We start from the raw sequence: 22,341 nt of genomic DNA, 5'->3' as shown, positions 1-22,341 counted from the left end.
ATGGTAGCAGAAACCGAACGACTCATTTTAGAAAAGTTAACTCCAGACGATGCCGCTTTTTTTTTGAAACTTGTAAATACACCAAATTGGTTAAAATATATTGGAGATCGACAGGTATATTCTTTAGAAGATGCTAAGCAATATCTTTTAGATGGGCCTATTAAAAGTTATGAGGATAAAGGCTTTGGCTTTTATAAATTACTTTTAAAGTCGGCGGATAATATAGCTATTGGAACTTGCGGTTTAGTAAAACGTGAAGTGCTAGAAGATGTCGATATTGGGTTTGCTATGTTGCCAGAATATGAGGGGAAAGGCTTTGGTTATGAGTCGTCACAAGCAGTAATTGAGTTAGCTAAGAAGGAATTTAATATAAACAGACTTGTTGCTATTACCCTCCCAATAAATGCAAAATCCATTAAATTGCTTGAAAAACTGGGTTTGGAGTATGAAAAAAGAGTTAAACCTTTTGAAGATGACGAAGAACTCTTGTTATTTGCAAAAATATTATAATTATGTACATATATAACGTTACTCTAAACATAGATGAGTCTATTCATGAAGAATGGTTAGAGTGGATTAAAGAACATATCCCACAAGTATTATCAACAGGAAAGTTCGAAAAGGCTACACTTACAAGAGTTTTGGTAGAAGAAGAAATGGGAGGTGTTACCTATTCGGTGCAATACAAAACCAATTCACGCGAATCCTTAGACGCCTATTATAAAGAAGATGCCGATCGATTAAGAAATGAAGGTTTAAAACGATTTGCAGATAAAGTACTCTCTTTTAGAACCGAGCTTCAAATTATCGATGAGTATTCTGTAAGTTTTAATAAGCCAGAATAATCCTGGCTATTTTATTAATAACCCTTAAAGCCAATTGGCCGTAATATTTTATATATTCGCAATTAACGGCATTTTAAGCTAATATCCTTAAACGTGGCAAATAACTCAAATCAACATCAGGTAAAAGCGAAAAAGCATCTGGGGCAGCATTTTTTAAATGACGAATCGGTAGCAAAACGCATTGCAGATACCCTTAGTTTAAACGGGTACAAAAATGTTCTAGAAATTGGTCCTGGAATGGGAGTGCTCACTAAATATTTGCTTAAAAAGGATATAACGACCTATGTTATAGAAATTGATACCGAATCGGTAGAGTATCTTCAGGCAAATTACTTAAATCTGGCACCTCGAATTATCGAGCGTGACTTTCTAAAGTACGATTTAAATGAGGTGTTTCACCACGAGCCTTTAGCTATTATTGGTAATTATCCATATAATATTTCTTCGCAAATTGTTTTTAAAGCCTTGAATATGCGGGATCAAATTCCAGAATTTTCAGGAATGTTTCAAAAAGAAGTGGCTCAGCGTATTTGTTCAAAAGAAGGTAGTAAAGTTTATGGGATATTATCGGTATTAACACAGGCCTTTTACGAAGCCGAATATTTATTTACCGTACCGCCAAATGTATTTAACCCCCCGCCAAAGGTAGATTCGGGTGTATTACGATTAACTAGAAAAGCAGATTACAGCTTGCCATGCGATGAAGCTTTATTTTTTAAAGTAGTAAAAATGGCATTTCAGCAGCGAAGAAAAACCATTCGTAACAGTTTAAAAACCTTGAATTTAAGTGATAGTTTAAGGGAAGATAGTATATTTGGGAAACGCCCGGAACAATTAACTGTTCAGGAGTTTATTCATCTTACACAATTAATAGAGAAAGACCAAAAAAATTAAAATTTGTCTGAAGAAATAGATAACATACAATTTGAGTTAACCGAAGATTTAATAAATCAGGTTGAGAGTCTTATTCGTCTAAATCGGGATAAGGAACTTCAAAAGTTTCTCAGTGAATTTCACTATGCCGATATAGCTGAAATTCTTGACGAACTCGAACTTGAAGAGGCTGTCTATGTTATTAAACTTTTAGATTCCGAAACCACGGCCGATATCCTGATGGAACTCGATGAGGATAATCGGGAGAAAGTCTTAAGAAATCTGTCAACAAAGGAAATCGCTGATGAAATTGGTGAACTGGATACCGATGATGCTGCCGATATTATTTCAGAATTACCTGAAGACCGTCGTCAAGAGGTTATCTCACAAATTGAGGATGAAGAGCACAAGGCTGAGATTACAGAACTTCTTAAATACGACGAAAATTCTGCGGGAGGCCTTATGGCTAAGGAGTTGGTAAAAGTTTATGATACCTGGACGGTTGCGGGTTGTTTGCGTCGAATTCGCGGGCAAGCAAAAGAGGTAACGCGTGTTCACTCAGTGTATGTAGTCGATAAAAAAGATAAGTTGGTTGGACGATTGTCTTTAAAAGATCTTATCGTGGCAAAAAACGAGCAAAAAATTGCTGATATATTTATTTCGAGCGTCGATTGGGTTAATGTTCATGACGAAGCTGAGGATGTAGCTCGTGTCATGCAGAAATATGATTTAGAAGCTATTCCTGTAGTAGACGATGAACAGAAGCTACTCGGTAGAATTACCATCGATGATATTGTCGATGTTATGAAAGAAGAAGCCGAAAGGGATTATCAGTTAGCCGCGGGTATTTCGCAAGATGTCGAGGCAGATGATAGTATTTGGAAACTTACTAAAGCACGTTTACCATGGCTTTTAATTGGTATGTTCGGAGGTATTGGAGCTGCAAGTATCATTAATGGTTTTAGCGATGCTATGATAAATTTTCCTGCCTTATTAATGTTTATTCCGCTTATTCAGGCAACTGCTGGAAACGTTGGGGTTCAATCTTCAGCCATTGTGGTGCAAGGTTTGGCAAACGATACTATTGATGGTCGTATTATTAGTCGCCTTTTAAAAGAATTTGCTTTAGGTTTGGTTAATGGGCTAGCCATTGCTTCCATTGTATTGTTAATAAGTCATTTTGCTTTTCAGACCAGTTATTTAGAATCTTTAACCATTTGCGTAGCACTTATAACCGTTATTATTATGGCGGCTCTTATAGGTACTTTTATTCCAATTTTTTTAGATAAAAGAGGGATTGATGCCGCGGTAGCTACCGGACCATTTATTACCACAAGCAACGACGTTTTTGGTATTTTTATTTACTTTTTAATAGCAAAATTCATTTTGGGATTTTAATATTTGGGCGTTACCCTAGCGGGGCGGGCTTTCACGACTCGCTTTCTGCGAATAGCTCAAACAAATCGTTCAATCCCTAACGCAAAACTTTGTAATTTTGCATTCTAATTTCAATTTATGAAAATACTTCATCTCGATACCAATCACGAATTATTAATAAATCAACTAAACGATTTAGGGTTCATAAATCATGAAGATTATACGTCTTCAAAAGCCGAAATCGAGTCGAAAATGGCGCACTATGATGGTGTTGTTTTGCGTAGCCGCTTCACAATCGACAAACAATTTTTAGATGCCGCAAGTCATCTTAAATTTATTGGTCGTGTAGGAGCTGGTCTGGAGAACATAGATTGTGAGTATGCTGAGTCCAAAGGAATAGAGCTTATAGCTGCTCCCGAGGGTAATCGTAATGCGGTAGGCGAGCACACCTTGGCAATGTTATTATCGCTTTTTAATAAACTTAATAAGGCTGATTTAGAAGTAAGACAGGGGTTGTGGTTACGTGAAGATAACCGGGGCATAGAACTCGACGGTCGTACCGTGGGTATTATTGGTTACGGTAATATGGGTAAGGCTTTTGCTAAAAAATTACGAGGCTTCGATGTTGAGGTTTTATGCTATGATATTAAAGAAGGCGTGGGAGATAAAAATGCCAAACAGGTATCGCTACAAGAATTTCAGGAAAAGGTTGAGGTAGTAAGTTTACACACGCCACAAACACCATTAACATTGAGGATGATAAATAATACGTTTATTTCGGGCTTTAAAAGGCCGTTTTGGTTTATCAATACAGCTCGGGGGAAAAGCGTTGTGACTTCCGATTTAGTTTCAGCGTTAAAATCGGGGTCAATTTTGGGGGCTGGCTTAGATGTTCTGGAATACGAAAAGGCCTCTTTCGAAAACTTATTTTCATCGGAATTGCCAGAGGCATTTCAATATTTAATTGAAGCTAAAAATGTTATTTTAAGTCCACACGTTGGTGGTTGGACCGCTGAAAGCAAAGAAAAATTGGCTCAAACTATTGTAGATAAAATAAAGGCTAAATTTTGTTAAACATTAATTAGACTTCTTCCTCACTGGTAAGGTGTTTACGATGTTGAACACCCCATTTTATAGCTCTTTAATTACGGGATCTAAGGAATTACCATATTTGGGTTAACGAGTATTCCACAACTACTGGTACGGAGTCTTGAACGGTTCGTTTTACTAAATGGTTCATTTCTAAATCACGCAGTTCTTTAGAAAGCATCCTGTCAGTGATTTTAGGAATTTATAACTGAATTACATTAATATCAACTTTAAATATTATAAAGGTCGCATTTAGCGATCTTTTTTGCTTTACAGTATTTTATAATTAGAAAAATAAGGGATTGCTGTAATAAGCAATATTGAGAATATTAATAATAAAATTCGGTTGGATTATGGATAATGATGGTAATAAAATTGAACTTTGGGAGCTAATCGGTAAGGCTTTTTCGTAATTTCGTTAAATAACCTTCCAAAACTTTAATTATTGAATTACTTCGATATTCTTCAATCTTTTAATCTGTCGGGATGGCATTGGTTGGCGGTGGCCTTTGCGGTCTTTGTTTTAGGACTTTCAAAAGCGGGAATAAAGGGTGTTGGGATTATAATAATTTTAATATTAGCTTTCGTTTTTGGAGAAAAGGCATCGACTGGTGTTTTATTGCCAATGCTTATAAGTGCCGATATTATTGCCGTAATATATTATAATAAACATGCACAATGGGATTATATAAAAAAACTCATGCCGGCCATGGTAATTGGGGTGCTCGTTGGTGTTTATGTAGGTAATGATATTTCTGAACAGCTGTTCAAGCAAATTATGGCTATAATTATAATTGGTTCGGTATTTATAATGTTTTATACCGAAAAACGACAATCACTTATAGTGCCTAAAAATAGATGGTTTGCTGGTATTATGGGCTTTCTTGCTGGGTTTTCAACTATGATAGGAAATTTAGCCGGGCCAATAGCGAATATTTATTTTCTTGCAACAAGATTACCCAAGAATGAATTTATTGGTACAGCGGCGTGGTTGTTTTTTATAATCAACCTCTTTAAGCTTCCATTTCATTTTTTTGTTTGGAAAACGGTAACCTTAGAAACTTTAGTTTTAAACTCCGTATTAATACCTGCGGTGTGTATTGGATTTTTCTTTGGAGCCCGAATTGTAAAACGTATTTCAAATTTAAATTACCGCCGTTTTATTCTAATTGTAACAGCTATAGGAGGCGTAATAATGTTATTTAGATAGTATTAGAAATTATATCGAATTCAATTTTTTATTAACTTTAAACTTTAATCAAAAATTAAAAATATGTCCGAGGATAAAAATTTAAACGACGACCTTAAAGACAAAGCGAAAGAATTCGCTGAAGAGGCAAAAGAAACCGCCAAAGAATTTTCAGAAAGTGCTAAAGAGACCTTTAGCAGTCAGGAAAATAAAAAGGTATTAGCAGGCGTTTTAGGAATCCTTTTTGGAGGATTAGGAATTCATAAATTCGTGCTTGGTTATAACAAGGAAGGTATTATACTTTTAATTGCTTCAATTTTAACTTGTGGAATAGCAAGTATAATTGGATTAATTGAAGGAATCATATATTTAACCAAATCTGATGAAGAATTTTACAATACCTATCAGGTTGGTAAGAAGCCTTGGTTTTAATTAAAATATAAAAAAAATCCCAAAATGTATTTTTGGGATTTTTTTATGAATTTATTTATCACCGTTATTCATAAATTTTTTTTCTAATTCTTGCTGAAACTCTTCCATTACGGGACGCACAGTGCTTTCCGGTAAGTCGGCTATTTTAATATACATCAACCCGTCTACCGCGTTATTAAATAATGGATCCACATTAAATGCCACGAGTTTAGCATTTTGCTTAATATACTTTTTAAGTAGTACTGGCAAGCGTAATGCTCCTGGTTCGACTTCATCGATAATTTTATCGAATTTATTTAAATCGGCTTCAGTTTCGTCGAAAACAAAATCTTTGTCAGCATCTTTTAATTTTACTTTGAATTCCTTTTTCGGACGCACATATTGGGCTATATATGGGTCGTAGTAATGCGATTTCATAAATTCTATCATTAACGATTTAGAAAAATTTGAAAATTGATTACTAATACTAACCCCTCCAATTAAAAACTTGTGTTCGGGGTAACGTAATGTAATATGTACAATGCCTTTCCAAAGTAAAAATAAGGGCATGGGTTTTTGCTGATAATCCTTTATAATGAAAGCACGCCCCATTTCTATGGACTGGCTCATCATTTTATATAATTCAGGTTCAAATCTAAACAGGTCTTGAAGATAGAAACCGTCTATACCATAGCGTTCAAAAATTTTAGAACCTAATCCCATCCTATATGCGCCGGCAATTAGTTTGCTTTCATTGTCCCATAAAAACATATGATGGTAGTACGTGTCGAAAGTATCTAAGTCTATGGCTTCATTAGTGCCTTCACCCACTTCTCTAAAAGTTATTTCTCGTAGGCGTCCGATTTCACGTAAAATGTTTGGTATTTTATCTGCAGGAGCTAAGAACACTTCATAGTTTTTACTAACTAGAAGTCTTGCGTCTTCATCTCTCAGGGCATTTACTTCTTTTTCCATTAAATCCTTTGCTATAGGCGTAACAATACGTTTAGGAACTTTCGGAGTTTTTAATGAAGTAGATATATTGTTTAAAATTTTAGGCTTTTCCTCAAATGCGTTAGAGAGCATATAGGTTTTTCGTCTTAGGAATTCCGAGAATTCTTCTAACGAAGCATGTTCTTTTTGGTCGGCAACCGAAATGGGTCTACCTATGCGTACTTTTATGGTACGTCTTTTTTGTGTTAATAGTTCAGAAGGTAGTTTTGCCGTACGTAGCGTATCACTAATTTTTGAAAGCTTATAAAAAAGTTTGCTGTTTTTAGCATGAAAGTAGATAGGAACTACTGGTACTTCAGCTTTTTTTATAAGTTTTATAGCGGCTTCTTCCCAGGGTTTATCGACTACCAGTTTACCATCTCTATAGGTTGAAACCTCACCAGCAGGAAAGATGCCCAGAGGGTGCCCTTCTCGTAAGTGTAATATAGAATTTTTGAACCCGGCAAGACTAGATTTTACATCTTTTCTGTCTTCAAAAGGATTAACGGGCATTATAAATGGTTTCAATGGCTCAATTCTGTGCAATAAAAAATTTGCTATTATTTTAAAATCTTTGCGTTGTTCAATCATTAATTTTAAAAGTAAGATGCCATCAATGCCACCTAGTGGGTGGTTGGAAACCGTAATGTAGGCGCCGTCTTTGGGTAGTCGTTTTAAATCTTCCTCAGGGATTTCGAACTTAATTTTAAAATCATCTAAAATAGCATTTAAAAAAGGGAGTTCGTTAAGGTGTTTATTGCGATTATAGATTTTGTTTAAGGTTGATATTTTCAAAACTTTCATAAGTAACCAGCCAATAAATGTTCCTATAAAACCATAGTTACTTATGTTAATTACACTGGCGACCTCTTTGGCGGTCACTAAGCCGGTATTTTGTTGTTTGGTCATGAATATAAAGGTAGTAAATAAACTATTTACTTACTATTTGTATAGTTTCCTGAGTTAATTGTTTTAATAACACTGTTTTATCTGCTTCAATTTTGTCTATGACATTTTGGGTATAATGCCGAATTGTGTACAGTGATACATTTTCGGTGCAATTTACTTTAAATTTTGCTTTTAAATGAAGTAATAATTCATCAAGATTATTATAAATATTATCAACGCATACAGAAAAGCTAATGGCTGAATTTTGAATGAGATCCACTTTCATCTTGTATAAATGTAGTAAATTAAATATTTCACTAATGTTTTCTTCTACTATATACGAGAAGTCTAAAGATGATAGCGATATCAATACCTGATTTTTTTTAACAATAAAGCATGGCATCATCGGGTTAAGCGTTTCATTCTTGCCAATTCTTGTTCCGGAAGCATCTGGATTTAAAAATGACTTAACAAGTAAAGGGATTTCCTTACGTTGTAATGGCTGCAATGTTTTAGGGTGAATCACCGAAGCTCCGTAAAATGCTAATTCAATAGCCTCTCGATAGCTTATTTTATTAAGGAGTTTAGCGTTGTCGAAATAACGCGGATCGGCATTAAGTACTCCGGGAACATCTTTCCAAATAGTTACACTATCGGCATTGAGGCCGTAGGCTAGAATAGCGGCCGAATAGTCACTTCCTTCACGCCCTAATGAGGTTGTGAAATTGTTAGGGTCACTCCCTATAAATCCTTGAGTAATATTAAGTGAGTTAGTTTTTAAATTTGCTGAAATTAGTTTTTGTGTAGTTTCCCAATTTACATGGGCGCTTCTGTAATTAGTGTCAGTTTTAATAATATCTCTTGCATCGAGCCAATTATTTTTGATGTTAATGCTATTTAAATAAGCACTAATTATAGTGGTTGAAACTAATTCACCATAACCGATAATTTGGTCGTATACAAAATTATAATCGGGTGATTTATTACTTTTTAAAAATTGTTTAAGCTCAATAAACAGTAAATTGACCTTCTCATAGATGGAGTGCGTTTCATCTTCAAAGAGGTCGAGCAGAATCTCATTGTGATATTTAATAACCTCTTGAAGGGCACTTTGTAGTTCTGTTTTATTTTCGAAGTAATTTTTAATTACTACTTCCAGGGCATTGGTTGTTTTTCCCATGGCCGAAACCACTATAACAGTGTTGTTATACCCTGTTTTCTTTAATACTGAAGCTAAATTAATGACACCCTTAGCATCCTTAACTGAAGCACCACCAAATTTAAATATCTGCATTTTAGAGTTTTGAAATATAGTTTTTTATGCCTTCTTCACTTAATTGCACCACATCCCAATCGCGCATCACCTTGGCACCCTTGTTTTCGTAAAAGCTAATAGCCGGTTCGTTCCAATCTAAAACTTCCCAGTTAATACGTTTTACACCTAAGCTATGGCCGTATTTAATAACTTCATTTAACAACGCTGTGCCTAATCCCGAGCCGCGCATGTTTTCGCGCACAATTAAATCTTCTAAATGCAAGGCGCGACCTTTCCATGTAGAATAGCGATTATAAACAAGTGCAATGCCTTCTATTTTATTATTTATTTCACCTACAAAACACTGGAATTGGGGTGTGTTTCCAAAACCATCGGTTTCTAAATCTTTTACTGTAATTTCAACTGCACCAGGCTCTTTTTCATAAATGGCTAACTCTTTGATAAGTTGGAGCACCTCCGGCATATCTGATTTTTTAGATTTTCGTATGTTAAAATTCATATGCTTTAAAATTATCCCAAATATAGTTTAAAGTTTAATAATTAATTATTGAGCAACGAAAACGTTGTAGTTCGTGAAAAAATACCTTTATTTTGCCCTATAATCTTAATTTAAATATGTCACATAAAAAACAAACATTAGGGGAATTTATTATTGAAAACCAGGCCGCATTTAAGTATTCGTCTGGAGAATTGTCAAGTTTATTGAATTCGCTTAGGCTCGCAGCAAAAGTAGTTAATCATGAAGTGAATAAGGCAGGATTAGTAGATATTATTGGAGCTGTGGGAGATGTTAATGTGCAGGGAGAAGATCAACAAAAATTAGATGTTTATGCCAACGATAAATTTATTCAAACCTTAACAAAAAGAAATATTGTTTGTGGTATTGCTAGTGAAGAAGAAGATGATTTTATTACAATTAATAGTCAAGATGAGCAACATCAAAATAAATATGTGGTATTAATCGATCCGCTTGATGGTTCTTCTAATATAGATGTAAATGTGTCGGTAGGGACCATTTTTTCAATTTATAGACGTGTAACACCTGTTGGGACACCAGTGCAAGTTGAGGATTTTTTACAAAAAGGAAGTCAGCAGGTGGCTGCGGGTTATATTGTATATGGAACCTCTACTATGTTAGTATATACGACTGGAGCAGGAGTTAATGGGTTTACCTTAAATCCTGCAATCGGATCATTTTATTTATCACATCCAGATATGCAGTTTCCTGTAAATGGGAATATCTATTCAGTAAATGAAGGGAATTATATTCATTTTCCACAAGGTATAAAGAATTACATAAAGTATTGCCAGGAGGAAGAAGGCGATAGGCCTTATACATCACGCTATATAGGGTCTTTAGTTTCAGATTTTCATAGAAATATGATTAAAGGTGGAATTTATATGTATCCGCAAAGTTCTAAAAACCCGAAGGGGAAGTTGCGTTTGCTATATGAATGCAATCCTATGGCGTTTTTAGCTGAGCAAGCTAATGGTAAAGCTAGTGATGGTTTTAATAGAATTATGGATATACAACCAACAGAATTACATGAACGCGTGCCGTTTATCTGTGGAAGTAAAAATATGGTGGAAAAAGCCGAAGAATTTATGCGTGCTGCAAAGTAATATTTACTTAAAAACTAAAAAAGCGAACTTATAAGTTCGCTTTTTTAGTTTTTAGCATTTGTTTTTATCCAGCGAATGCAGTCATCGAAAGTTTCAAATATATGTTCTTTAGGAATTAGATCGGGGATAATATCAATACGCTCCATCATATATTGTGGTTGATTCTGTAAATCGACAAATAAAGCTAATATTTTATTTTTATTCAGTTCCTGCAGGACGTCCTCTAAAGCATAAAGTCCAGACTGGTCTATATATTGCATGCGATCCATTCTAATAATTACTTTTGAAGCTGTTTTAGGGATTTGATTTGCTAAACTTTGAAATTCACTAGTCGATCCAAAAAATAATGGTCCTTTTATATGCTTAATAAATACCTCTTCTTTAAGTTTTTCAGGAAAGTTAATTTCGTCATTCCATCGTTCTTCTTTTAAGGGCTTTACGTCCGAACGTTCGGCAGTTAAATCACCTATTTTTTTCATGAACATTAAAGAGGCAATAACTAGACCGATGCCAACTGCGTAAACCAGATTCCAGAAGGACGATAGTAAGAGAACAATTAGCATAACCATAACTTCAGAACTAAATTTAATAGGGCCAATTTTAAGATCTTTTGGTAAACTTGGTATGGCTTTAAGTCCTTTATAGTCCATAACACCTATGCCTACAGTAATTAGAATGCCCGAGAGCACCGCTGCTGGTATTCTAGATGCGACGGGACCTAGACCTAATAGTATAACAAAAAGCATTAGGCCCGCTATCATTCCGGAAAGTTTTGTTTTTCCTCCAGAATTAATGTTTACAACGGTTCTAATGGTGGCACCAGCACCAGGAATGCCTCCAAAAATAGCCGCTATACTATTTCCAATACCTTGGCCTACTAATTCTTTATTAGGTTGGTGTTTGGTTTTGGTCATATTATCGGCTACAATACTTGTTAATAAAGAATCTATAGCACCTAGTAGAGCTAGCGTAAGAGAAGTAAAGACAAATGGCGTTAGATAGGCTAAATTAAAATTTGAAAAAATCTCTAAATTTAGAGAGGGTAGTCCCGAAGGAATTTGTTCTATAGGACGATAATTTAAGTTAAATACAACAGCTACCCCTGAAACAATAACAAGAGCGACTAAAGTGCTAGGTATTTTTTTTGTGATTCGTTTAAATCCATAAATAATAATAATGGTTGAAAGCGCTAAGAAAAACTCGAGCCAATTAATAAATTGCAAAGCTCTTGGTAATGTTTTTAAGGTTCCCAAAACACCTGAGGCATCATTTTTTGCAAGAGTTTTAGATTCTTTAAATATGTCGTCTTCGGTTATATTATTGGCACGATTAACTGTTTCTTTAAAGTTTTCTAAAACCAGTATGCCTTCTCCGGCCTCTTCTTTAAGAATATTTTCTAGAATTAATTCTTGGGCTTTGGGTTTAAATTCATTAACAAATTCTAAATCCTCCTTGGGGTAATACCCAATAGATGGTAAAAGTTGCGTAATTAGAATAATGACTCCTATGGCTGTCATGAATCCTGACACCACGGGGTACGGAATGTATTTTATGTATTTCCCTAATCCTAATAGTCCTAAACCGATTTGCATGAGTCCCGCTAATAGGAACACAGCTAGGATGGTTGGTAGTGCTTTTGATATATCGCCATCATTAACAGCAATAATACCAGCGATAACTACCATACTTACGGCTGTCATAGGTGCTGTTGGACCCGAAATTTGGGTATCTGTACCACCAAAAAGTGCAGCAAAAAAACTAATAAAAATGGCACCATATAAACCTGCACTCGGCCCTAACCCTGATGAAACACCAAAAGCCAGAGCTAAGGGAAGAGCAACAATTCCTGCTGTAATGCCACCAAAGGCATCACCTTTTAGATTAGAAAATATATTTTTCATGCAGAGAATGTTTAAGTTTTTTATTACATAAAAAATAGCAAAAAAAAACCATTACAAAAAATGTAATGGTTTATATATTTGATTGTTTCTAATAGTGGTAATTAAAATCCTATTCAAAGAATTTAACAGCTCCTGTATTAATATCATACATAGCTCCAACAATCATAATTTCACCATTTTTTTCCATTTCAGAAAGAACAGGGCTTTCAGCATGAATTCTGTCGATAGTAAGTTTTACATTCATGTGTGCGACATTGTCAACGAACTCAACGTTTTTCGAATTTCTTAAACTGGCATCACTGGGTTCGTGTACAGCTTTAACAGCTGGTTTAATTTTACTCAGCATGCTTGTTAAGTTACCTAATTTGGCGTCATCACAAGCTCCTTTTACAGCACCACAACTCGTGTGACCTAAAACAACAATGAGTTTGGTCCCTGCTAATTTACATGCAAACTCCATGCTACCAAGAATATCTTGGTTCACAAAATTTCCAGCAATACGAACGCTAAAAATATCGCCCAAGCCTTGATCGAAGACTAATTCGGCAGAAACGCGGGAATCGATACAACTTAAAATAGTTGCAAATGGAAATTGTCCCTCACTAGTATCGTTTACTTGTTCCAGTAAATTACGATTAGCTTTAAGGTTTTGCTGAAATCGTTGGTTACCTTCTTTTAGAAATTGTAATGACTTTTCTGGAGTCATTGTGGCTTGTGTTTCTTTTGTATGTGCTTTCATAATGTTTTTTACTAATTATCTTTTTAAAGTTGTGTATTATTTGTGAATAATACTGAAATATCGATCGCTTTTAAAAATTGCTTAAAATTGTTGGTTAAAGAATTAGTCTTGCTGCGATCTATATATAACATGTTAATTTTATTTTTATTAATATAATTAGCAATAGAGTTAACGGCATTAGTCCCATTTTCGAAAACAAAATCTACAGTGTTGGCAGTGCTTTGTATAGAATTATTCTTGCTATTATTTATATTAAAGGTTTTAATTGGTGTTTCAGTTTTATTAATTAATTCGGATAAAATTTTGCTTTTGAAACTGTTTGGTGTTGGATTTAGAATGCCTAAAGATAATATGTTCTTTGGTTCTAAGGTATGTTCTTTTCCAGCAATCAATACGGTGCCATTATATGTTTTCAGAATGAAGGAAACAATATCATCACCAATTAATTTTATAGCAGATGATTGTCTTTTGCCTAAAACGATAATGTCTGGTTTTGAAGCCTTAAAATAACCTTCTAATTCATGTTTTACATTGCCAATAATAAGGTCATAATGAATGTTTACATCATATTTGTCAGCATAGTTACTAGTAATTGTTTTAATTTTATTTTCTGTTTCCCTATAGGTTGCATTGATGGTTCTAACTGCGGTTAGTTGGTTATGACTATCAACGACCTCTGTTGGTTTTTTTACATGAAAAAATTCAATATCAGCCTCAATTAATTTCGAAAGGCTAATAGCGCTTTTTAAAGTAGTTTTGGTAGATTTTTTTAAATCTGAAATAACGAGTATCTTATTTTTTTTCATAGCGCAACATTTTATAATCCCATAGCTGATTTAGGTCTTGTTCTAAAGAATTCGATAAAACTTGGAGGATTTTCTACAACACCACGTTTGGAGACTAGCTTGATATCTATATTTCGTTCTTTAGCCTTTAAACCAAAGTCTTCGAGTATTTCAATTATATCATTGTCTAGATATCTTGTTTTTAATAGATTTATTTCTAAATAAGTATCTCTAGGTAAACTGTCCAATTCTTTTAAAATGGCACCCTTATTAAAGAAGGTCACTTCTTCGGCAAGTGTCATTTTAATTTGATGTTTGCCATTGCTTTTATCTTCAATATGAAGGAAGTGTGAATTTTGGTAACTTTTCAGTAAAATAACAATAATACCTACTAGCAATCCAAGGCCAATACCATATAGTAGATCAATAAACACGATTCCTAATACGGTAACAGTAAAAGGTATTGATTGCTTCCAGCCTAAATCATACATTTGTTTGAACAATTTTGGTTTGGCTAATTTATAGCCTACAATTAAAAGTACGGCTGCTAAGACCGAAAGGGGTATCATATTTAATAGGCGGGGTATCAGAATTACTGAAATAAGAAGTAAGAATCCATGAATAATAGCAGAAAGTTTAGTTCTACCTCCGGATTGAATATTCGCAGAACTTCTTACAATAACTTGTGTTATTGGTAAACCACCAATAAGACCAGATATAATATTTCCTGTTCCTTGAGCTAATAATTCTCTGTTTGTGGGTGTAACATTTTTGTGTGGGTCTATCTTATCGGTTGCTTCCACACAAAGAAGAGTTTCCAAACTGGCCACTAATGCAACCGTAAATCCAACAACCCAAACGTCAGGGTTGGTAATTACAGCAAAATTTGGAAAGCTAAATTGTCCGAAAAAAGAAGTTAAATCTTCAGGTATTGGAACGCTTACCAGATGATTACTCGAAATACTTAGTACGTCATGGTTTTCGGTTATAATAAAATAAATAATTCCTAATGCCACAGCTACAAGAGGTCCTTGAATAATTTGAAAAAATTTTCCTTTCTTTGAAAGTACTTTATCCCAAAGCAGAATAATTCCTAAACCGAGTATGCCAACGATTGTTGAACCTGGAGCGATGTATTTAAAGGTTTTAAATATTTCAGAAAAAGTATTTTCTCCATCCAATTGTAAAAAGGCAAAATCGCCTTCAGGATCGGCATCGTAGCCAAAAAAATGTGGTATTTGTTTTAAAATAATAATGATGCCAATGCCTGTTAGCATGCCTTTAATAACGGATGAAGGGAAGTAATATCCTATAACACCAGCTTTAAGAACCCCAAAAACGATTTGTATAATCCCTCCTAATACAACGGCAACTAAGAAGTTTTGATAACCGCCAAGTGTACCGATGGCAGTTAATACAATGGCTGCAAGTCCGGCCGCAGGCCCACTTACACCTATGTTGGAACCACTCAGGCTACCAACAACAATGCCTCCGACAATTCCCGCAATTAATCCTGAGAATAGAGGTGCCCCACTGGCTAAGGCGATACCAAGACATAAGGGTAAGGCTACAAAGAATACTACAATACTGGCTGGTATATCATTTTTAATATAATTAAACATATATAATAAGTTTGTCATCTTAGGTAAACCAAGATGTATTGATTAATAATAAATTAATGACTTAAAAAGTTTAGAAACTAAGAATATATGTTTTGGTCGGGTGGAGGTGAAATTAAATTAAGATGAGGTTTTGGGTATATCCCATACATGTATCTGAAAACCTCATATTTACGAAAAGAGAAGCTTGTTAGGGAATCATGGTTTATTAATGAAAACGGCGATATAAGATTTTTACTTTTTCCGTTTTCTTCTTCTTCAGAAAAAGAATAGAATACTGAAGTGTCAAATGTGTCATCAAGAGCAATAATAACCGATGGCGCAGAGATTTGTGCCATAAACAGTGCTGTAAAGAATATTGCGATTGACTGTTTAATCATTTGTTAGTTTGTTAAAGTGTCGTCGTATTTAAATAAATAATAATTAATGATGCTAAATATAATCTAAAAAAAATAGATTAAAAAAAACACGTCGCAATAATTAATAAAAATTAGAGCGACGTGTACATATTTATATTGGTTATAATTACATAGCAACTAAGTCTCCAGACATGTCTTTTGTTGGTAGGTTTGATTTACCCATTAAATAGATGTCTACCTGTCTGGCAGCTTCTCTGCCTTCTGAAATAGCCCAAACAATTAATGATTGTCCACGGCGCATATCTCCGGCCGTAAAGATGTTCGGTGTGTTTGTTTGATATTTTCCATACTCTGCTTTGTAATTAGAGCGGGTATCTTTTTCAATACCTAATTTATCGGCTAAAGTACTTTCAGGTCCTGTAAATCCAAGTGCTAATAAAGCTAAATCACAAGGCCATGTTTTTTCCGTTCCTGGTACTTCAATTAATTGTGGACGCTCACCTGGAACCATTTTCCATTCAACATTTACTGTTTTCAAAGCAATTAATTTATTGTTGTCGTCAGTAACAAATTCTTTGGTATTAATAAGCCAATTACGTTCAACACCTTCTTCATGTGATGACGATGTTTTTAATTGTAATGGCCAGAATGGCCATGGTGTTTGTGGGGAACGGTGTCCCGGTGGTTTTGGCATAATTTCGAAATTAGTAACCGATTTAGCACCATGACGATTAGAAGTGCCTATACAGTCGGAACCAGTATCACCACCACCAATAACGATAACATCTTTGCCAGTAGCCATAACTTGGTCTTTTACTTCCTTACCAAAAAGTACCTTAGTTTGCTGAGTTAGGAAGTCCATAGCCTGAACAACACCATCAGCATCAATACCAGGAGTAGGTAAACTACGTCTTTCCGTTGCACCACCACATAGAACAATAGAATCGAATGTTTTTAATTCTTCGACATCATAATTAACACCAACATTTACGTCGGTCTTAAATACGATACCTTCGGCTTTCAAGATTGCTAAGCGACGATCGATAATTTCTTTTTCCAGTTTGAAATTTGGAATACCGTAACGCAATAAACCTCCGATTTCATCATCACGTTCGAAAACGGTTACTGTGTGTCCGGCACGGTTTAATTGTTGAGCTGCTGCTAAACCAGCAGGGCCAGAACCTACAACTGCCACTGTCTTACCGGTGCGTGTTTTTGGAGGTTGAGGTTTAATCCATCCTTCTTGAAAAGCACGCTCTACAATGTTTTTTTCAATATTTTCTATTGATACGGGATCTTCAATAATACCTAATACACATGATTTTTCACACGGAGCAGGGCATAAGCGTCCTGTAAATTCAGGGAAGTTATTCGTGGAATGTAATAACCATGAGGCTTTTTGCCACTCACCTTGATGGACCATATGGTTGAAATCTGGAATTAAATTACCTAGTGGACAACCACTATGGCAAAAAGGGATTCCACAATCCATACAACGCGATCCTTGTTTTGTTATTTCAGCTTCACTTAATGGAACTGTAAACTCTTTATAATGTTGTACACGGTCTTTTACAGGTGTGTACGTTTCATCTTGTCTTTCAAATTCTTTAAATCCTGTTACTTTTCCCATGACACTATGCTATTTCTAATTCTTCTACCATTTGTTCTTCAGTCTCTAATCTTTTTAAAGCGCGCTTGTATTCTGTTGGCATCACTTTTACAAAATTACTTAAGCTGTTTTCCCAGTCTTCAAGTAGTGCTTTTCCTCGAGAACTATCTGTGTATAGTATATGTTTCTCGATGTAAGATTTTAATTCTTCCTGATCTTGAGTAGACATGTCTTCAAACTCTATGGTTTCAGTGTTGCATAAACCATTAGTAAATTTATTTTCTGGGTCATAAACATAAGCAATTCCACCGCTCATACCAGCGGCAAAGTTTCTGCCTGTTCTGCCAAGAACCACAATGCGTCCACCCGTCATATATTCACAACAGTGGTCTCCTACGCCTTCTACTACGGCTGTTGCTCCTGAATTACGCACTGCGAAACGTTCACCGGCAATACCGTTTATATAGGCTTCTCCTTCTACGGCACCGAATAAACAAACGTTACCAACTATGATGTTGTTTTCAGCAATAAAATCGGCTTTTACAGGTTTTTTCACGATAAGTTTAGCGCCAGATAGTCCTTTACCTAAATAATCGTTGGTATTGCCTTCTAACTTGAATGTTAATCCATGTGCACCGAAGGCTCCAAAACTTTGTCCTGCCGATCCTGTGAAATTAATATTTAAGGTGTCTTCAGGTAAACCTAGGTGGCCGTAAATCTTAGAAATTTCATTACTTACTATGGCTCCTACCGTACGATCTGTATTATGAATCGGGTAAGCTAAATCCATTTTTTCTTTTCTATATAAAGCTCTGTGTGAGTCTTTCAAGATGGTAAAATCTAAAACACTATCTAAGTTATGATCTTGTTTTTCGGTATTTCTTACCGTCATTTTGTTATAAGATGCTGGACGATGTAAGATAGCTGATAAATCTAAACCACGCGCTTTGTAATGTTTAATGGCTTTATTCGCATTAATTTTATGCGTTTGACCAACCATTTCAGCTAAAGTTCTGAATCCTAATTGCGCCATAATGCTTCTTAATTCTTCCGCTACATAGTAGAAGAAATTAATAACGTGCTCTGGGGTACCCTTAAAGTTTTTACGCAACTCTTTGTCTTGAGTGGCAATACCAACTGGACAAGTATTTAGATGACATTTACGCATCATGATACATCCTGAGGCAACTAAAGGCGCGGTTGCAAACCCGAATTCCTCAGCACCTAATAAAGCAGCGATAGCAACATCACGTCCTGTTTTTAATTGTCCGTCACATTCTACCACAATACGACTTCTTAAGTCATTTAGTACCAATGTTTGTTGTGCTTCTGATAAACCAAGCTCCCAAGGAAGACCAGCATGTTTAAGTGATGTTAGAGGCGATGCTCCAGTACCCCCATCGTAACCAGAAATTAAAACAACATCGGCTTTAGCCTTAGCAACACCGGCAGCGATGGTGCCAACACCAACTTCTGATACTAATTTTACATTAATACGAGCTTCTCGGTTCGCATTTTTCAAATCGTAAATTAGCTGCGCTAAATCTTCAATCGAGTAAATATCGTGATGTGGTGGTGGCGAAATCAATCCAACAAAAGGTGTTGAATTACGTGCGGCTGCAATCCATGGTAATACTTTTTCTCCAGGTAACTGTCCACCTTCACCAGGTTTCGCACCTTGTGCCATTTTAATTTGAATTTCTTTAGCGTTGGTTAAGTAATGTGAGGTTACACCAAAACGACCAGAAGCCACTTGTTTGATAGCGGAATTACGACTGTCTCCATTTACATCTGGATGGAATCGTTTTCTGTCCTCTCCACCTTCACCAGAATTCGATTTACCTCCAATACGGTTCATCGCAATGGCTAAGTTTTCGTGAGCTTCTCTGGAAATCGATCCGTAAGACATAGCGCCCGTTTTAAAGCGTTTTACGATTTCTGTCCAAGGCTCTACTTCTTCAATTGGAATCGGGTCTAAATTATCAAATTCAAATAAACCACGGATGGTCATTAAGTTTTCAGACTGTTCGTTTATTGCTTTTGCATAAACATCGTAACTTTTTTGGTCGCTTAAACGTACAGCTTGCTGTAATTTAGCCACGGTAGTTGGGTTAAACATATGACGCTCTCCATTACGTCTCCAACGGTAGTCGCCACCTATATTTAAACCTAATTTTTTATCAATTTTATTATCTGGATACGCTTGCTTGTAGCGTTCGTTAATTTCTCGTTCTATCTCGTATAACCCAATACCTTCGATTCTAGAAGCGGTATATGGGAAGTATTTTTCAACAAATTGGGAGTTGAAACCAACGATTTCAAAAATTTGAGAACCTCGGTACGAATGTAACGTTGAGATTCCAATTTTATTCATGATTTTTAGTATTCCTTTGCCAATGGCTTTATTGAAGTTTTCAACAGCTTTGTCTTCGTTAAGATTTTCAATAAATCCTTCTTTTACCTGCATACGTATAATTTCATTAACCATATAAGGGTTAATTGCACTGGCGCCATAACCGAATAAGGTCGCAAAATGATGTGGTTCACGTGGCTCTGCAGATTCGATTATGATATCGAAGTAAGAACGTTTACGTAAGCGGTTTAATTGGTGGTTAACATAGGAACAAGCTAATAAAGCAGGTATAGGAGCGAAGTCTTGGTTGACGCCTCTATCAGAAAGAATGATAATGTTTGTTTTTCTATCTAATGCTTTTTCAACTTGTGTAATAATGTCTTCAAGAGCTTCCTCTATACCATTTAATCCCTGTTTTTTAGGGTATAACATTTGGATAGTTTCAGCTTTGAATCCTTCAATAGAAATGGTTCTTATTTTTTCTAAATCCGCATTTGAAATTACTGGGTTTTGAATACGTAATTTTCTACATTGTCTTTCGGTGATACTGAATATGTTACGGTCTTTACCTAAATTAAGGCTGATGTCAGTAACTATTTCTTCACGAATTCCATCCAATGGAGGATTCGTAACCTGCGCAAATAATTGCTTGAAGTAATTTGAAATTAGCTGAGGTCTGTCTGATAAAACAGCTAAAGGAGTATCGATACCCATGGAGCCTAAAGCTTCCTTACCAGCTACGGCCATGGGGGTTATAACCTCTTGTATATCTTCGAAAGTATAGTTAAATAGGCGCTGTCTTGTTTTAATGTCGATTGTTTCTATCGGACAAGTTTCGTTAGTGTAAGGTACGTCTTTAAGATGCAATCTTGTTTTATCTAACCAGGCTTTATAAGGGCGTTCAGAAACAATTTTATCTTTTATTTCTTCATCTTTTATAATGCGACCTTCGTTCATGTCTACCAAGAACATTTTACCCGGCTCCAGTCTACCATGGCTTTCAATATCTTCAGGAGCTATGTCTACAACCCCAATTTCTGAAGACATAATAAGTTTACCACTTTTTGTAACGGTATATCTAGAAGGTCTTAGTCCGTTTCTGTCCAATAAAGCTCCAATGTAATCACCATCGGTAAATGGAACCGATGCAGGTCCATCCCAAGGCTCCATAATACAAGCGTTATACTCGTAAAAAGCCTTTCTGTCTTCAGACATGGTTTTGTGTTTTTCCCAGGCTTCAGGAATCATCATCATCATTATTTCAGGCAATGAACGGCCAGTGTGTGTTAATAATTCAACCACCATGTCCATAGATGCTGAGTCCGACTTGCCAGGAAGAATTATTGGGAATAGTTTATCAATTTGTGGTCCGAAAACATCACTTTTCATGATTTCTTCACGTACACGCATACGACTTACATTACCTCTCAAGGTGTTGATCTCGCCATTCTGACACATAAAACGGAATGGTTGAGCTAATTCCCAAGTAGGCATGGTGTTGGTTGAGAAACGTTGGTGCACCAATGCTAGACGTGTTACTAAATCGATTTGTTGTAAGTCGGTATAGTAAGGTCCAATGTCCTCGGGCATAATAATACCCTTATATATTAATGTTGTGGTTGATAAACTTGTAACGTAGAAATAGTCACTTTCAGAAATTTTAGAAGTACGAATTTCATGTTCTGTTATTTTACGAGCGGCATAAAGTTTCGCCTTGAAATCTGTTTCTGAAATATCTTCAGATTTTCCAATAAAAATTTGTTCAATTTTAGGTTCGGAAGCTAAAGCAATTTCCCCTAATTGTGATGAATCAACAGGAACTTCTCTCCACCCTAAAATAGTAAGCCCTTGTGCTTTTATTTCCCTTTCAAAGGTGTTTTTACAAAATGTATATTGATTTTTGTTTTTTGGTAAAAATATCATCCCAACGGCATAGTCTCTCGGTTCTGGAATAGAAAAACTACAAACGCGTTTAAAATAATCGTGTGGAATATCTATTAGTAAACCGGCACCATCTCCTGTTTTTCCGTCGGCACTAACACCGCCTCGATGTTCTAACTTTACAAGAATCTCTAACGCATCGTGAATGATTTGATTTGTCTTCTCACCTTTAAGATTACAAATGAAACCAGCTCCGCAGTTTGCGTGCTCATATTCAGGTAAATACATTCCTTGTTTCTTCAGCATAATCAACAATATTTGGATTTAAAATGTCACTTAATTAGCGAATATATGTATAGATTTTAAATAAAAATAACCGCTAAATAATTATTCCGATTTTATGATATAAGTTAATATAAAAATAATTATCTGTCAATAAATATGGGGATTTTTAATAAATATTCAATGCGTAAAAATGAGTGTTAAATGAAGATTAGTGAATTAATGCTAATGAATTTTAGTAGAAATAGA

At 35.3% G+C, this 22,341-nt stretch carries 19 protein-coding genes; 8 read left to right on the top strand and 11 right to left on the bottom strand.

All coding sequences use genetic code 11. The annotated features are described in order from the left end of the window. The 5 genes from H611_RS0108260 to H611_RS0108240 all read left to right on the top strand — a co-directional run bounded on the left by H611_RS0108260 (position 1) and on the right by H611_RS0108240 (position 4,169). Entirely contained in the window at positions 1-510 is a 510-nt protein-coding gene (locus H611_RS0108260) for a GNAT family N-acetyltransferase (protein WP_027137920.1), read from the top strand. A gap of 2 nt (positions 511-512) precedes the next feature. Beyond that, positions 513-845, top strand: coding sequence for a DUF4286 family protein (locus H611_RS0108255; protein WP_027137919.1), 333 nt, complete (start codon positions 513-515; stop codon positions 843-845). Positions 846-938: 93 nt separating this feature from the next. Continuing rightward, the gene (rsmA, locus tag H611_RS0108250) at positions 939-1,739 is read left to right on the top strand and encodes a 16S rRNA (adenine(1518)-N(6)/adenine(1519)-N(6))-dimethyltransferase RsmA (RefSeq protein ID WP_027137918.1); all 801 of its coding nucleotides are present in this window, start codon (positions 939-941) and stop codon (positions 1,737-1,739) included. Between the two features lie 3 nt (positions 1,740-1,742). Next, positions 1,743-3,116, top strand: a complete 1,374-nt coding sequence (mgtE, locus tag H611_RS0108245) for a magnesium transporter (RefSeq protein ID WP_027137917.1) — start codon at positions 1,743-1,745, stop codon at positions 3,114-3,116. A 117-nt stretch (positions 3,117-3,233) separates the two neighbouring features. Next, on the top strand, positions 3,234-4,169 hold the full coding sequence (locus H611_RS0108240) for a 2-hydroxyacid dehydrogenase (protein WP_027137916.1): 936 nt from the start codon (positions 3,234-3,236) through the stop codon (positions 4,167-4,169). An 88-nt stretch (positions 4,170-4,257) separates the two neighbouring features. Here the strand turns inward: H611_RS0108240 and H611_RS14660 are convergent, their stop codons facing one another. Next, a complete protein-coding gene (locus tag H611_RS14660) occupies positions 4,258-4,377 on the bottom strand; it encodes a winged helix-turn-helix transcriptional regulator (RefSeq protein WP_262486405.1) in 120 nt (39 codons plus the stop codon). A gap of 252 nt (positions 4,378-4,629) precedes the next feature. Here H611_RS14660 and H611_RS0108235 point away from each other — a divergent pair, with 252 nt between their 5' ends. Both H611_RS0108235 and H611_RS0108230 read left to right on the top strand, forming a co-directional pair. Then, on the top strand, positions 4,630-5,394 hold the full coding sequence (locus H611_RS0108235) for a sulfite exporter TauE/SafE family protein (RefSeq protein WP_027137915.1): 765 nt from the start codon (positions 4,630-4,632) through the stop codon (positions 5,392-5,394). Between the two features lie 63 nt (positions 5,395-5,457). After that, complete coding sequence (locus H611_RS0108230; RefSeq protein ID WP_027137914.1) at positions 5,458-5,805, top strand: NINE protein; 348 nt, start codon at positions 5,458-5,460, stop codon at positions 5,803-5,805. A 51-nt stretch (positions 5,806-5,856) separates the two neighbouring features. Here H611_RS0108230 and H611_RS0108225 read toward each other — a convergent pair whose 3' ends face one another. Genes H611_RS0108225 through H611_RS0108215 form a run of 3 tightly spaced genes read right to left on the bottom strand, consistent with a single transcriptional unit; the run spans position 5,857 to position 9,440 of the window. Beyond that, the gene (locus tag H611_RS0108225) at positions 5,857-7,686 is read right to left on the bottom strand and encodes a GNAT family N-acyltransferase (protein WP_027137913.1); all 1,830 of its coding nucleotides are present in this window, start codon (positions 7,684-7,686) and stop codon (positions 5,857-5,859) included. 22 nt (positions 7,687-7,708) lie between these two features. Beyond that, positions 7,709-8,959, bottom strand: coding sequence for an aspartate kinase (locus H611_RS0108220; RefSeq protein WP_027137912.1), 1,251 nt, complete (start codon positions 8,957-8,959; stop codon positions 7,709-7,711). Position 8,960: 1 nt separating this feature from the next. Further along, positions 8,961-9,440, bottom strand: coding sequence for a GNAT family N-acetyltransferase (locus tag H611_RS0108215; protein ID WP_027137911.1), 480 nt, complete (start codon positions 9,438-9,440; stop codon positions 8,961-8,963). Between the two features lie 116 nt (positions 9,441-9,556). On the opposite strand from H611_RS0108215, the gene fbp reads away from it, so the two are divergent. Next, positions 9,557-10,564, top strand: coding sequence for a class 1 fructose-bisphosphatase (fbp, locus tag H611_RS0108210; RefSeq protein WP_027137910.1), 1,008 nt, complete (start codon positions 9,557-9,559; stop codon positions 10,562-10,564). 44 nt (positions 10,565-10,608) lie between these two features. Here the strand turns inward: fbp and H611_RS0108205 are convergent, their stop codons facing one another. The 7 genes from H611_RS0108205 to gltB form a co-directional block, all read right to left on the bottom strand. Then, the gene (locus H611_RS0108205; RefSeq protein ID WP_027137909.1) at positions 10,609-12,465 is read right to left on the bottom strand and encodes a SulP family inorganic anion transporter; all 1,857 of its coding nucleotides are present in this window, start codon (positions 12,463-12,465) and stop codon (positions 10,609-10,611) included. 109 nt (positions 12,466-12,574) lie between these two features. Continuing rightward, a complete protein-coding gene (locus H611_RS0108200; protein ID WP_027137908.1) occupies positions 12,575-13,204 on the bottom strand; it encodes a carbonic anhydrase family protein in 630 nt (209 codons plus the stop codon). 23 nt (positions 13,205-13,227) lie between these two features. After that, entirely contained in the window at positions 13,228-14,010 is a 783-nt protein-coding gene (locus H611_RS0108195; RefSeq protein WP_027137907.1) for a universal stress protein, read from the bottom strand. An 11-nt stretch (positions 14,011-14,021) separates the two neighbouring features. Next, on the bottom strand, positions 14,022-15,611 hold the full coding sequence (locus H611_RS0108190; RefSeq protein ID WP_027137906.1) for a SulP family inorganic anion transporter: 1,590 nt from the start codon (positions 15,609-15,611) through the stop codon (positions 14,022-14,024). Between the two features lie 77 nt (positions 15,612-15,688). Next, entirely contained in the window at positions 15,689-15,988 is a 300-nt protein-coding gene (locus H611_RS0108185; RefSeq protein ID WP_051238766.1) for a hypothetical protein, read from the bottom strand. 145 nt (positions 15,989-16,133) lie between these two features. Further along, positions 16,134-17,597 (bottom strand): glutamate synthase subunit beta, encoded by a 1,464-nt coding sequence (locus H611_RS0108180; protein ID WP_027137904.1) that lies wholly within the window; start codon positions 17,595-17,597, stop codon positions 16,134-16,136. A gap of 4 nt (positions 17,598-17,601) precedes the next feature. Next, positions 17,602-22,116: a glutamate synthase large subunit gene (gltB, locus tag H611_RS0108175; protein WP_245574784.1), complete on the bottom strand. Its 4,515-nt coding sequence runs from the start codon at positions 22,114-22,116 to the stop codon at positions 17,602-17,604. Positions 22,117-22,341 lie beyond the last annotated feature (225 nt).

Source organism: Gaetbulibacter saemankumensis DSM 17032 (genome assembly GCF_000425645.1).
Taxonomy (GTDB): domain Bacteria; phylum Bacteroidota; class Bacteroidia; order Flavobacteriales; family Flavobacteriaceae; genus Gaetbulibacter; species Gaetbulibacter saemankumensis.
The sequence above is the reverse complement of the archived record's forward strand: the minus strand, read 5'-3'. Positions and strand labels throughout refer to the sequence as shown.